Genomic DNA, 13584 nt, shown 5'->3' with positions numbered 1-13584 from the left:
AATTTACTTTTTGAATAAATGTATGTGATGGGAAATTATATCTAAGTGCTTTATCTGTGTAAAATATAGAAAATCTTCTTTTTGCAACATCTGTTAAACTATAATAAGGTGTTTCTAAAATAAGTTGATTTGGCATTTTATTCGCTGCTAAATAAGTTGCTATTCCTGTTCCTAAAGAACGCCCATAAATAGTAATTTCTGATTCATTATAATGTTTTAAAACGTAGTTATAACACATTTCTGCATCTGTATAAAATGCTTCTTCACTTAACGTTCCTGTACTTTTACCGTAAGTTCTGTAATCCATTATAAAAACATCGTAATTCAATTCAACAAAAAACTCGGTAATTTTTCCCCATCTACTTAAATCTCCCATATTTCCGTGAAAATAAAGTATAACTCCTTTTGGGTTTTCTACTTTAAAATGAAGCGCATTAATAATTGCCCCATCTTCAGATTTTAAGAACAGTTCATCAAATTTATTCGAAAAATTATAGGAATAATTCTGTGGTAATATGGTTGGCCTAAATATTATTTTTTCTTGAAAAAAATACAACGAAGATGCTATCATTATGTATAATATTATGAAACTAAAAACGCCTATTTTAAGCCTTCTCATTTTTTGTTTTTTTAGCATGATTTACATGAATGCTAGAACCTTCTAAGTTAACTTCTTTGGGAACAGAATTTATGATTTCACCTAACATTTTATGGTAAGACTCAAAGTTATTTAAGTTTTTATGACCGCCACCAATTACTGTATACAATCGAGTAATTTTAGGTTGAATTTGGGATAATTTTACACTTGTTTTAAACGGAATTAATTTATCATGTGTTCCATGAATAATATGAATTGGACATTTAACATATTTCAACCACTTGTACGTTGGTAAAGGGTATTTCATTAAAATTGATAAAGGCATAAAAGGCATATAACGCCCTGCAACCTTTCTTAAACTGTAGTAAGGCGCATCTAAAATTAACATTTTAGGGTTGTTCATGGAAGCTAATTTTGAAGCAAAACCAGAACCCATTGAACGACCATACACAATAATTCTTTCTTCTGATGATTCTTCTTTTACTCTATTATAAATCACTTGAAGATCTCTTTTAATTGCCTTTTGAGAACGTTTCCCTGTACTCTTTCCAAAACCTCTATAATCAACCATAAGTACGCTAAAATCGTGTCTAGTAAAATCAACTGCAAACTTTCCCCAGCCTTTTATACTTTTAGAGTTTCCTTTAAGGTACAAAACAACACCACGAGATGCGTTTTTAGGTTTAAAAAGCAAGCCATTAAGTGTCGCTCCATCTCTGGTTTCTAAATTATATTCCTCAATCTCCTGATTGTCATAGTAAAACTGAAAATCTTTAGGTAGTTTTTCAGGCTTAAATAAAAAGTAATCCTGAACGTAATATAAAATGATACTTAGCACCAAATAGGTTGCTAAAATTAAAACCAATACGTATAACCAATAAGGCATGTTTAAAAAATTTAAAAACCCAATGTACAAAAATTAAGATTAATGTTTTTTAACACTTCTTATTTTGCTTTCATAAAGTTGAATTTTAATGAAATTTAAAACTTAAATAGTTAGTTGAATTCATAAAAATAATAAACAAAAAATAAGCCTATTAATTTTAAATTAATAGGCTTATTAAATTAATTTACAGTGTTTTATAAAATTTATTTTGAGAAATCTAAGTTTAAAATTTCTAAAATTTCAGTTGTTACATTGAGTGATTCATCACCATATAAAACCGTACCTTGTCCTGAAGTTCCAAGAATAAGTTTATACCCTTTATTTTTAGCAAAATTAGCAACAAAACTATCTACTTTTTTAGTTAGTATTTCGCTTTTCTCTTGGTTTTCTTGTTGTAATAATTGAGAAGCTTGTTGTTGTTTAGATTGCAAAAATTGTTGTTCTTGTTGTAATGCGCTTTCAGTTTCAGCTCTTTTTTGAGTTGACATCTTTTCAGCTTTTTGATAATACTGCTGAACTTTCAACTGAAACGGAGCGCTAATACTATCTAATTCTTTTGCCATTGATTCTTGTTTGGCTTTTAATGAAACTTCTAATGCTTTGGTAGCTTCATAATCTTTCATTAATGCTTCAATATCTATATATGCAATTTTGGTTTGATTACACGATGCAAATATAAGTGCAATAGCTACAATTAATAATTTTTTCATTTTTAAAGTGATTTGGATTGTTGTATAAATTTTTGCGAATATATAAACAAAAACAGAAGTTTCCCCTAATATTTCTCAGTATTAGATTAATTTATTGTTAAGTAATAAACCATCATAAAAATTTATAAAAAATGGATTTACCACAGCTTTTTTACGTGGTTTTCATAAAAACTGAATATTAGTTCACATATTACAGGTTAAAACGAGCTTAAATCGCTTTAAAATAGATTTTATGTCTTTTTTATGACATAAATTAATGAAGAATACTCTTTTGTTCCCATAGCTTTTAAATTTGATAGGAAGCCAATACAAAAAGCTTTGACAAAATTGTTTTTACAATTTTTATATTTTTCACTTAGAAGGGATACATAAAACGAATCAAATTTCATTGGAAGTATTTTTACAACATTCATTTGTTGTGCTGAAAAAAGTAATTGAATTGATTTTTTTGAAAAGTGCCATAAATGTCTTGGCACGTCAAAAGCAGCCCAAAATTGTTTATAGTAACTAGCGTCGTAACTTTTATAATTTGGAACTGCAATAACTAAAACTCCGTTAGGTTTTAATAAGTATTTCAGTTTTGAAATATATTCTGAAAGGTTTGGAACATGTTCTAACACGTGCCATAATGTAATAACATCAAATTTTTCTGAAGTAATTTCAGTTATATCTGAAAATATTTTAGAAGTTTTAATTTTTGAAAGTTTAGTTTCAGCTAAACTATAAGCATTTGAATTTGGTTCTACTCCCACTACATTCCAACCATTATTTTTACACTTCAATAAAAAATCACCTGTACCACAACCAACATCTAAAATATTTTTCTCTTCGGTTTTAAACGAATTTATGAGCTTTAATTTTTGATTTAAAGCATAACCTTTTACAACTTGATATAATTTATCAATAACAGATTTCTTTGAATCTGTGTGAGAAATATAATCAACACTTTCATAATATTTACCTAAGTCTTCAATTTTTGGTTGAGGAAATGTTTCTAATAATTCTAACTTTATATTATAAACCAACTCAAATTTTTCATTTGAAACTGTATAATCTTGACACGTTATCTTATTGTTTTCAAAAAAAATCATTCTTAAGAATTAGTTTTATTAGTTTTAATTGACTTCTTATTTCTAGACCATTCACTCCAAGAACCAACATATAATTTTGGAATATTAAAACCTGCATATGTAAGTGCTAATAATGTATGACAAGCTGTTACTCCAGAACCACAATGAACAATACTATTCTCTGATTTGGTGTTTTTAAAAATTGCTTGATATTGTTCTTTCAACTCTTTTGGGTTTTTAAACAAACCATTGTTATTTAAATTAGTAGAAAAAGGAATGTTTATTGCTCCAGGGATATGACCAGCAATTAAATCAATTAGTTCTTCAACTCCATTATAACGATCCTTTTCACGAACATCTATAACTTTATAGTTTTTATTTAATGAGTATTTTTCTACTTCTTGTATATCTGCTTGTGGAAAAATCCAAGAAGTTATTTTATATTCTGTAGTTTTTTTAGAAATTACCACATCTGAATTCACAGGAAAACCTTTTCTTTCTGCTTCCTGAAAACCTCCATTAACAACTTGTACTTTATTGTGTCCAACTGCTTTTAACATCCACCAAAAACGAGCGGCTGAATTTGATCCATTTTTATCATCGTAAATTATTACGTGACTTTCTTTAAAAATACCTAACTTATTTAATGTCTCAGAAAATTGATTTATTGTTGGTAAAGGGTGTCTTCCTCCTATTGAAACATCTTCTTTTATAGAAGATAATTGTGTGTTTAAATTAACTACTAAAGCGCCTTTTAAATGCTTTTTTATATAGTTTGTTTCATCTCCATTACACGCATCAATAATAATTACATCTTCTAATTTGTGTATTTTTAAAAGTTCGTCAACTTCTATTATTGGAGAAATAATCGTATTCATTTTATGCTTTTTTATTGAAATTATTTTAAACGTTCCACGTGGAACGTTTAAAATTACCTTCCCATATACACCAACAAAACAGAAATATCGCTAGGTGAAACCCCACTAATTCTACTTGCTTGTGATATAGTTATTGGTTGTATTTTAGTTAATTTTTGACGAGCTTCAATAGATAAAGATTGTACTTTAGTATAGTCAAACTTTGAAGGGATTGATACGTTTTCTAATCTGTTTAATTTATCAGCTTGGTTCTTTTCCTTCTCTATATAACCAGCGTATTTAACATGTATTTCTGTCTGTTCTACAATTTCTCTATCAATAGAATTCTCTTGAACAAATGCTTCAACACTTTTAAGTTTTCGTACATCATCAAAGTTTAATTGTGGTCTAGCAGCTATCTTAAATAACTTCATAGATTGAGATATTTTAGCAGTATTATTCTCTTCTAAAATAGGATTTATATCTTCAGGTTTCACACTAGTTTGTATCAAAAACTTAACAAACAAATCTGTTTTAAGTTGCTTTTCTTGCACTCTATCCATTCTTTCTTTTGAAGCTAAACCTAATTTAAAACCTAAAGGTGTTAACCTTAAATCAGCATTATCTTGCCTTAATAAAGTTCTATATTCAGCTCTTGATGTAAACATTCTATAAGGTTCTTCTGTTCCTTTAGTAATTAAGTCATCTATTAAAACACCTATATAAGCTTCATTTCTTTTTAGTATAAATGGCTCTTTATTCTGAATACTTAAAGCAGCATTTATTCCCGCCATTAATCCTTGAGCTGCCGCTTCTTCATAACCAGTAGTCCCATTAATTTGACCAGCGAAATATAAATTTTTAATCAGCTTTGTTTCTAGCGTATGTGTTAATTGTGTAGGTGGAAAATAATCGTATTCAATAGCATAACCAAACCTGAGAAATTTCACATTTTCAAAACCAGCTACTTTTCTCAAGGCTTTATCTTGAACATCTTCAGGTAAAGAAGTTGAAAACCCATTTACATAAATTTCAACAGTATCCCAACCTTCAGGTTCTACAAAAATTTGATGACGTTCTTTGGTTGCAAATCTGTCAATTTTATCTTCAATAGATGGACAATATCTTGGACCAATACTTTGTATTCTACCATTAAACATTGGCGACCTATCAAAACCTGTTCTCAATAAATCATGTACTTCTTTCGAAGTATAACTCATATAACAAGAACGTTGATTTTGTAATGATTTTGTAGTGGTTGAATAAGAGAATTTTTCAGGGTTATCATCACCAGGTTGTTCTATCATTTTTGAAAAATCTAACGAACGAGCATCCACTCTTGGAGGAGTTCCTGTTTTCATTCTTCCAGATTCAAAACCAACTTTTACAAGATCTTCTGTAATTCCAATTGAAGCACTTTCTCCTGCTCTACCTCCACCAAAAGTTTTATCACCAATATGAATTAATCCGTTTAAAAAAGTTCCTGCAGTTATAATAACTTTCTTAGCTTTTATTTCAATCCCTAAACTTGTTTTAACACCTACAATTGTATTTCCATCAAAAATTAAACCCGTAACATTATCTTGATAAAAATCTAAATTATTAATTTGCTCTAGCATAGTTCTCCAACATTCAGCAAAACGCATACGGTCACTTTGTGCTCTTGGACTCCACATTGCTGGACCTTTAGATTTATTCAACATTTTAAATTGAATCGCAGTTTTATCTGTCACTATTGCACTATAACCGCCCAAAGCATCAATCTCTCTTACAATTTGTCCTTTTGCAATTCCGCCCATTGCTGGATTACAACTCATTTGCGCAATATTTTGCAAATTCATTGTAATTAAAAGTGTGTGCGCGCCCAAATTAGCACTTGATGCCGCCGCCTCGCTTCCTGCATGACCACCTCCAACAACTATAACATCGTAAACTGTATTAAACATATTTAATTAAATTGTGTTCCACGTGGAACGTTTTTTAAGATTCTAATAAAGCTAAACATTTATCTTCTTCAACTCTCATTTGAGCTTTATTTGTCTCATTTTTATCTTTAAAGCCAACATAATGCAAAATACCGTGAATTAAAACTCTACTTAACTCGTTGTCAAGTGTTTGACTTAATTTTTTAGCATTTTCTTTAACTCTTTCTACAGAAATAAAAATATCACCACTAATTAGCTTTCCAAGTGTATAATCAAAGCTAATAATATCGGTTAAAGTATCGTGTTCTAAAAATTCAATATTTAACTTTAGCAAGTATTCATCATCGCAAAAAATATAATTTATTTCACCTTCAGAAAAACCATGTGAAGCAATACAATTAGAAATCCATTGTTGAGTTACCTCCTCATTGTCTAGTTTAAAATCGGTTTCGTAATTAAATAAAATCATTATAAATTTATTGTTGCTCTGTTTTAAAATACTCTTGTACTTTCTTTTTGTAAATAGTGCGCAAAGGTAATGATTGTCTGTTTAATATTTCATTATAATTAAAATACAGATTTTGTAATTTTAATTTATCAATAGTTCGTTTTTGAAATTGTTCAATATTAGTTTCAGATGTGCGTTTTTTATCTTCACCTTGTTGTAAAGTAGCTTTCTCTAATTTTAACAATTCATAATTTAATTGTTGCATTTTTTGAATAACTTCTTGCGTAAAACCTTTCTCTAATAATTGCTTTTCAAGTTCTTCCATTTGCTTCACGGCATCACCTGATCCGTTGCCTTTTTTGACTCCTTCTTTACCTAAAATTTCTTTTAGTAATTCTTTTAATTGAGATTGTTGTTTGTAAATTTCATACAATTCACCATTCATTTGCTCTTCTCCTTCTCCTGGTTTGTTACCTTTTTTTTCTCCAGGTTTATCTCCTGGTTTCTTACCTTTTTTCATTCCCTCTTTCATTTTATCCATCAATTCACCTTGCTTTTTAATAATGTCAGGCAAACTAAATTCTTGCGGACTTCCTTTTCCTTTTCCAAAACTAGGTGAAGCATTCATTAAACTTTCTAATAAATTACTTAAAGAATTCGCTAAATTATTTGCTGCAGTTATTACAAATTGTTGGTTTGAAATTCCTTGATCAAATCTGTTTTCGGTAAAATTTAATAATGACTCATCAATATGATAATGTGCGTCTGAAACTTCCTTTTGAATAGCGCTACTCATTTTTACTAAACGTAATGAAAGCACATACAAACTATCATCAATATGTTCAAAATATTCTTTTAACACATGTTGCTGTTTAATGTTTTTTGGATATTCAGGATGGTGATTATCTGAACTTGAAAATCGATCTAACAAATCTTCTTGTTGAAAAGAAAACTCAATTAAGTTTTCTACAATTTTTCGTAAATCTTCAATGTTTTCATCAATAAATTCTCCTTCTGAAGCTTCCATAGATTGTTCCATAGCTTCGCTCAATTCCTTCATTTTTTTGGAAGCTGATTTTTGACTTTTCTTTGCGCTATTTTTATCTTGCTTTTTTAAATCGTCTAACGCTTTGTTTAAATCTTTATCAATATCACTTTTCTCATCTTCACTATCAGGAAGTTTCATAGGGCGTTTTAAATCCTTATTCTGTTTTTCTAATTCTTCAAAATCTTTTTTAATCGCTTCAAAATCTTTTTTAATTTCTTCTTGTTTTTCAGAAGTATTTTCTTCTTCGTTTTGTTTAGATAACTCTTTTTCTTTTTTAGCAAGTTCGTCTAATTTTTCACTAATCTGATTTGCCTTTTGTTCCACATAAAAACGTTTAGTGAGTTCTAAAATACGCTCTAAACTTTGCTCGTTTTGTTTATTCTTTTTTGCAAGCTCTTTTAACTTATCAACCAAATCTTCTTTATCCAGTTTTTCAGTAAGTTCTTTTAGCTCGTCTACTAATTTTTCCTGTTCAGCTAATTTTTTTGTTTCTTCAATTCTTTTTTGAAGTTCTTCTTGTTTGTCTTTTAAATCCGGATCTTTTGATTGTTCGTTTAAATTTTCTTCTAACTGATTGGTTTGCTTTTTAAACAATTCCTGATACTTAGTTTGACGTTTTATAAATTCTTCTAATTTTTTAGTATCGTTCCAATTTATATCAGCTTTCTTTTGAAGTGTGTTTTTAAATTTTTCAACTTCAGCATTTGATAGTTTAGATTTTTCTAAAGTCTTTGAAATATTATGAATGGTTTCTTTTTGTTCTTTTAACAATGCTTCTTTTAATTCTTTTTCAGTTTTGTTGTAATAACTAAAAACGTTGCTCTTGGTTTTTTTACTTCCATTTACAGCATCGTTATCAAAAACCTCAAAATACAGTTCATAATCTATACCTTCTTCAATAGAAATTCCTTCAGGAAAAACATAGTAAAAATCTGAAAAAGAGGATTTTGAAACTGTAATTAAATAAGTTTTAAGTACGTTTTTCTCATTTTTATTATAATATACTAACTGAAGCTTTTTTATACCGTAATCATCACTTATTTGACCAATAAACTGTGCTGGTCCTCTGCTAATTGAATCAATATCAGATTTTACTATTATTTTTGGATGCTCATCTAAAATTACTTGAATTCCAAAATTTAAAGATTCATGATTGGTTAATTGTGTATTTGAAGTTGCTATTTTATAATTTATAGATGAAAATACGTCTTTTGAATAACTAAAATAATCATTAGAAACTTGTTTAAAATTAACAGCATTTTGTTGTTCAAGAAAACTTATACTATTTGTTTGATGCGTTTCTATTTGCCAAGAAATATTGGTTCCTTGTGGCACAATTGCATTACCCGTATTTTGAATTACTTCATTACGTTTTCCTGTGTAATTAGGATAATTCAACACCATTTTTAAATTGGTAATAACAGGTGTAGCAATACTATTTATTTGATAGGTTTTTGAAATTACACCATTTGCTTCTAAAGAAAAATGAATCGATTTTTTTACACTCGAAAACACATATTGAAATTTTCCAAAACCTAGATTTTCTAAATAATAATTTTCATTGAAAAAATTAATTTTAGCATCTTCTGGAATTATAGTTCCTTTCGTTTCAATTTGAAGTGTATAAGAATCTCCTTCAACAACATTAAATGAGGTATTTAAAATAATAAAAGAAAACGGCGCGGGTGGTTCAAATTGTGTATTATAATGTACAACTCTTGAAAAACTATCGTTAAAAATTGTGATATTTCCTGTTACATAAACCAATAGCCAAATTACAATTGGAATTAGCGCATATTTAATAAATTTCTTGTTTTTAGAGAAGTCTACAGCGCCTCTAAATGGAATGGGTTGTAATTCTTTAGATTTCTGCTCAATACTTGCTGAAATAAGTTCAGAATTTTGTTCAGTATTATATAACTGCAACATATTCAATAACTTATCATTTATTTCAGGAAAATGATTTCCTATAATTTTAGAGGCTTCAACTTCTGAAATTCCCTTTTTAAAACCTACTAATTTAACAATTGGAATTAATATATAGAACGTAAATAAACTTAATTCAACAAGTATAAAAACCCAAAATAAAGCAGTTCTCGCAAAAGGTTTTAACCATAAAAAATGTTCAATAAAAAGAGTAGCAATAAAATACAATAAACCAATACCAAAAAACAATAAAAGTCCTTTTATAAGTTCATTATAATAAAACTTTTTAATAAAGTTTTGAAGTTTAACTTCTATGCTTTTATAAGTGCTCAATAGTAAATTTTTAACCTTTAGTAAAAGCTAAATTAAACTAAAAATAAATTATAGGATTACAATTTATTCTTAAATAATATTCAACACATAACCAATACGGTGTTTTTGATTCTAATTTTTTGAATAAAATTCACATATTCCTATTGAAAAATTATCTTTGCACTTTAAAACAAAACAAAATGAAGAACGTTAGAGTACGATTTGCTCCAAGTCCAACCGGACCTTTACATATTGGCGGTGTTAGAACTGCCCTTTTTAACTACTTATTTGCTAAAAAACACAACGGTACTTTTATATTAAGAATTGAAGATACAGACCAAACACGTTATGTGGCTAATGCTGAACAATATATTATTGATGCGTTAAACTGGTGTAACATTCCTTTTGATGAAGGACCGAGAAAAAATGAAAAATTTGGACCTTATCGTCAATCTGAACGAAAAGACATTTACAAACAGTATGCAAATCAATTAATTGAAAGTGGAAATGCTTATTACTGTTTTGATACTGCTGAAGAACTTGATTTTCATAGGAAAAACCATGAAGAAAAAGGGAAGACATTTATTTACAATTGGCATAATAGAACTAAATTAACCAATTCAATTTCTTTATCAAAAGAAGAAGTTGAACAACGTATTTCAAATGGAGACAACTATGTTGTTCGTTTTAAAATGCACGATCCTTTGAAAGATGGTGAAAGTGCCATAATTTCATCAACAGATATTATAAGAGGAAATGTATCCTTCAAAAAAGAATTATTAGACGATAAAATTTTGTTTAAAAGTGATGGAATGCCAACGTACCATTTAGCAAATATTGTTGATGATCACTTAATGGAAATTAGCCACGTAATTCGTGGTGAAGAATGGTTGCCTTCACTCCCACTTCATATTGCTTTATACGAAGCTTTTAATTGGGAAATTCCTGAATTTGCACATTTACCTTTAATTTTAAAACCTGTTGGAAAAGGAAAATTAAGCAAACGTGATGGAGATAAACTAGGGTTTCCTGTATTTCCGCTAGCGTATACAAATTCTGAAACTAAAGAAGTTTCTAGAGGTTATAAAGAAGATGGTTATTTTGCTGATGCTTTTATAAATATGCTTGCTTTATTAGGTTGGAATCCAGGTACTGAACAGGAAATTTTTACGCTAGAAGAATTGTGTAAAACATTTACTTTAGAACGTGTAAGTAAAAGCGGTGCTAAATTTAGTCCAGATAAAACCAATTGGTTTAATCAACAATATATGATGCAAAAATCAAACAGCGAATTGGCTGAATTATTTAGTGCAGTATTAGTTGAAAAAGGAGTTTCTTCAGATATAAATTATACTAAAAAAGTTGTTTCGTTAATTAAAGAGCGTGCCACTTTTGTAACTGATTTTTGGGAATTAAGTAGTTTCTTTTTTGAAGCTCCTCTAGAATTTGATGCAAAAGCTTCAAAGAAAAATTGGAAAGAAGGTACTCCTGAATTAATGAAAGAATTAATTGAAGTTCTAAATACTATTGAAGATTTTAATTCTCAAAACATTGAAACTATAGTTAAAGAATGGATCACTTCAAAAGAAATAGGTTTTGGAAAAGTAATGCAACCTTTTAGATTAAGTTTGGTTGGTGCAATGAAAGGTCCTCACCTGTTTGATATTACTGAAATGATTGGGAAAACTTCAACTATTGAAAGAATTAATAAAGCTATTAACACTTTATAACAGAAAAAAAGGAGCTAATTAGCTCCTTTTTTTATATCTCAATTTTTACATTGTATCCTTTCAGTAATTCACTGTAATTATCAGCAGAAAAGTTTTTATTGCTAAATTCAATCTTACGTTCTTTACGCATTTTAATGTGTTTAATGGAACGTAAAAAACGCCGTAAACCGTTAACGTCTTCAATAATAAGACCTGGTACTTTTACCGATTTTCCACTTTCATCTCTAGCTACCATTGAAAAATAAGATGAATTACAATGTTTTATAACGCCTGTTTTAATATTTTGAGATTCAACTCTAATACCAACAACCATAGAAGAACGTCCAACGTAGTTAACTCTAGCCTTCATAGTTACCAATTCGCCAACTTCAATAGGATTTAAAAAATCAACTCTATTAACAGATGCTGTTACACAATATTCTCCCGAAAATTTAGACGCTGAAGCAAAAGCTGCTTTATCCATTAATGACAAAACAAACCCTCCGTGAATTTTACCACTGAAATTAGAATGTGACGGAAGCATTAATTCCGTTAATATAATTTCAGATGCTGCAGTAGTTTTGAATTTTTTATCCATAAAATTTAATATAATATTCAAATATGAGTATAAAATCTCAGTTTAATATTAAATCATTGTGTTTTCTTTAAGTTATAAATATTATTTCTAACTACTTTGTAACATAACCAAAATTAAAACTACATATAGATAAAGATATTAAGGATTGTTGTATCTTTAAATTGAATTATTAACCTTATAAAAAAAATTAAAATGATTGGAACGTATATTATTATTTTTGTTGCTGTTGTACTTATAGCATCAGGCTTATTTACCGTAAAACAACAAACAATTGCGGTTATTGAACGCTTTGGTAAATTTCAAAGTACTAGAAACGCAGGTTTACAACTTAAAATACCTTTAATTGATAAAGTAGCTGGACGTGTAAGTTTACGTGTGCAACAACTAGATGTTATTGTTGAAACCAAAACTCAAGATGATGTATTTGTACATTTAAAAATTTCAGTGCAATTTTTAATTAGACAAGGTCATGTGTACGATGCTTTTTACAAACTTCAAAACCCACATGAACAAATCACAGCATTTATTTTTGATGTTGTACGTGCTGAAGTACCAAAAATGATTTTAGATGATGTTTTTGAAAAGAAAGAAGAAATAGCTTTAGCAATTCAACGAGATTTAAAACAAGCGATGCTTGAATACGGATATGATATTATAAAAGCATTAGTAACAGATATTGATCCTGATGAGAATGTAAAAATAGCCATGAACCGTATTAACGCAGCTGATAGAGAAAAAATTGCTGCACAACACGAAGGTGATGCACAACGTATTTTAATTGTAGAAAGAGCCAAGGCTGAAGCTGAAAGCAAACGTTTACAAGGTAAGGGTATTGCAGATCAACGAAGAGAAATTGCACGTGGTTTAGAAGAAAGTGTTGATGTATTAAATAATGCAGGTATTAACAGCCAAGAAGCATCTGCATTAATTGTAATTACACAACATTATGATACATTGCAAAGTATTGGATCTGACACAAAATCTAACTTAATTCTATTACCAAACAATCCAAATGCAGCTAGTTCAATGTTAAATGATATGGTTACAAGTTTAGTTGCTGCTAATAAAATAAATGAATCAGATTTAACTCCTAAAAAAACTAAAAAGTAATGATTTTAACAACTACAAATACATTAGAAACTCATACCGTTAAAGAATATATTGGTATTGTATCTGGTGAAACTATTATTGGTGCAAATATTTTTAAAGACTTTTTTGCAGGTATTAGAGATATTGTAGGTGGTAGATCTGGTTCTTATGAAAAAGTACTTAGAGAAGCTAAAGAAATTGCGTTAAAAGAAATGGAAGAACAAGCACAAAAGCTTGGAGCTAGCGCAATAATAGGAATAGATTTAGATTATGAAACTGTTGGCGCTAAAGGAGGTATGTTAATGGTAACTGCTTCCGGTACCGCAATTAAATTTTAAAAATTATTATCTTATATAAACGAAAAAACCTGTACAAATTGTACAGGTTTTTTTATATACTATGGTTCAA

At 28.8% G+C, this 13584-nt stretch carries 12 protein-coding genes; 3 read left to right on the top strand and 9 right to left on the bottom strand.

The annotated features are described in order from the left end of the window. The 8 genes from GQ540_RS05910 to GQ540_RS05875 form a co-directional block, all read right to left on the bottom strand. On the bottom strand, window positions 1-571 hold a 571-nt coding region (locus tag GQ540_RS05910; protein ID WP_291798734.1), incomplete at its 3' end, for an alpha/beta fold hydrolase. Between the two features lie 34 nt (window positions 572-605). Then, complete coding sequence (locus GQ540_RS05905) at window positions 606-1484, bottom strand: alpha/beta fold hydrolase (RefSeq protein ID WP_291798731.1); 879 nt, start codon at window positions 1482-1484, stop codon at window positions 606-608. Between the two features lie 203 nt (window positions 1485-1687). Then, complete coding sequence (locus GQ540_RS05900; protein ID WP_291798729.1) at window positions 1688-2194, bottom strand: OmpH family outer membrane protein; 507 nt, start codon at window positions 2192-2194, stop codon at window positions 1688-1690. 230 nt (window positions 2195-2424) lie between these two features. After that, entirely contained in the window at window positions 2425-3285 is an 861-nt protein-coding gene (locus GQ540_RS05895) for a class I SAM-dependent methyltransferase (RefSeq protein ID WP_291798726.1), read from the bottom strand. Window positions 3286-3287: 2 nt separating this feature from the next. Next, window positions 3288-4142 carry a sulfurtransferase gene (locus GQ540_RS05890; protein WP_291798723.1) on the bottom strand — a complete coding sequence of 285 codons (855 nt, stop codon included), beginning with the start codon at window positions 4140-4142 and terminating at the stop codon, window positions 3288-3290. Window positions 4143-4195: 53 nt separating this feature from the next. Next, complete coding sequence (gene mnmG, locus GQ540_RS05885; protein ID WP_291798720.1) at window positions 4196-6067, bottom strand: tRNA uridine-5-carboxymethylaminomethyl(34) synthesis enzyme MnmG; 1872 nt, start codon at window positions 6065-6067, stop codon at window positions 4196-4198. Window positions 6068-6101: 34 nt separating this feature from the next. Next, window positions 6102-6515, bottom strand: coding sequence for an rRNA maturation RNase YbeY (gene ybeY, locus GQ540_RS05880; protein ID WP_291798717.1), 414 nt, complete (start codon window positions 6513-6515; stop codon window positions 6102-6104). Window positions 6516-6522: 7 nt separating this feature from the next. Beyond that, window positions 6523-9801, bottom strand: a complete 3279-nt coding sequence (locus GQ540_RS05875; protein WP_291798714.1) for a DUF4175 family protein — start codon at window positions 9799-9801, stop codon at window positions 6523-6525. Between the two features lie 179 nt (window positions 9802-9980). On the opposite strand from GQ540_RS05875, the gene gltX reads away from it, so the two are divergent. After that, window positions 9981-11510, top strand: a complete 1530-nt coding sequence (gene gltX, locus GQ540_RS05870) for a glutamate--tRNA ligase (protein ID WP_291798711.1) — start codon at window positions 9981-9983, stop codon at window positions 11508-11510. 31 nt (window positions 11511-11541) lie between these two features. Here the strand turns inward: gltX and GQ540_RS05865 are convergent, their stop codons facing one another. After that, on the bottom strand, window positions 11542-12087 hold the full coding sequence (locus GQ540_RS05865) for an acyl-CoA thioesterase (protein ID WP_291798708.1): 546 nt from the start codon (window positions 12085-12087) through the stop codon (window positions 11542-11544). A gap of 192 nt (window positions 12088-12279) precedes the next feature. Here GQ540_RS05865 and GQ540_RS05860 point away from each other — a divergent pair, with 192 nt between their 5' ends. Both GQ540_RS05860 and GQ540_RS05855 read left to right on the top strand, forming a co-directional pair. Further along, window positions 12280-13197 (top strand): SPFH domain-containing protein, encoded by a 918-nt coding sequence (locus GQ540_RS05860; RefSeq protein ID WP_291798706.1) that lies wholly within the window; start codon window positions 12280-12282, stop codon window positions 13195-13197. Further along, window positions 13197-13514: a heavy metal-binding domain-containing protein gene (locus tag GQ540_RS05855; RefSeq protein WP_291798704.1), complete on the top strand. Its 318-nt coding sequence runs from the start codon at window positions 13197-13199 to the stop codon at window positions 13512-13514. The genes GQ540_RS05860 and GQ540_RS05855 overlap by 1 nt, the downstream gene beginning before the upstream one ends. Window positions 13515-13584 lie beyond the last annotated feature (70 nt).

This window comes from Lutibacter sp. (assembly GCF_013139515.1).
Lineage (GTDB): Bacteria > Bacteroidota > Bacteroidia > Flavobacteriales > Flavobacteriaceae > Lutibacter.
This window is presented reverse-complemented; position numbering and strand designations above follow the sequence as displayed.

Bases quoted from the DNA above. Each gene is read 5' to 3' on its own strand.
- GQ540_RS05900 (WP_291798729.1), bottom strand. From the start codon at position 2,194: ATGAAAAAATTATTAATTGTAGCTATTGCACTTATATTTGCATCGTGT.
- GQ540_RS05865 (WP_291798708.1), bottom strand. From the start codon at position 12,087: ATGGATAAAAAATTCAAAACTACTGCAGCATCTGAAATTATATTAACG.
- GQ540_RS05855 (WP_291798704.1), top strand. From the start codon at position 13,197: ATGATTTTAACAACTACAAATACATTAGAAACTCATACCGTTAAAGAA.
- GQ540_RS05895 (WP_291798726.1), bottom strand. From the start codon at position 3,285: ATGATTTTTTTTGAAAACAATAAGATAACGTGTCAAGATTATACAGTT.
- ybeY (WP_291798717.1), bottom strand. From the start codon at position 6,515: ATGATTTTATTTAATTACGAAACCGATTTTAAACTAGACAATGAGGAG.
- gltX (WP_291798711.1), top strand. From the start codon at position 9,981: ATGAAGAACGTTAGAGTACGATTTGCTCCAAGTCCAACCGGACCTTTA.
- mnmG (WP_291798720.1), bottom strand. From the start codon at position 6,067: ATGTTTAATACAGTTTACGATGTTATAGTTGTTGGAGGTGGTCATGCA.
- GQ540_RS05905 (WP_291798731.1), bottom strand. From the start codon at position 1,484: ATGCCTTATTGGTTATACGTATTGGTTTTAATTTTAGCAACCTATTTG.
- GQ540_RS05860 (WP_291798706.1), top strand. From the start codon at position 12,280: ATGATTGGAACGTATATTATTATTTTTGTTGCTGTTGTACTTATAGCA.
- GQ540_RS05890 (WP_291798723.1), bottom strand. From the start codon at position 4,142: ATGAATACGATTATTTCTCCAATAATAGAAGTTGACGAACTTTTAAAA.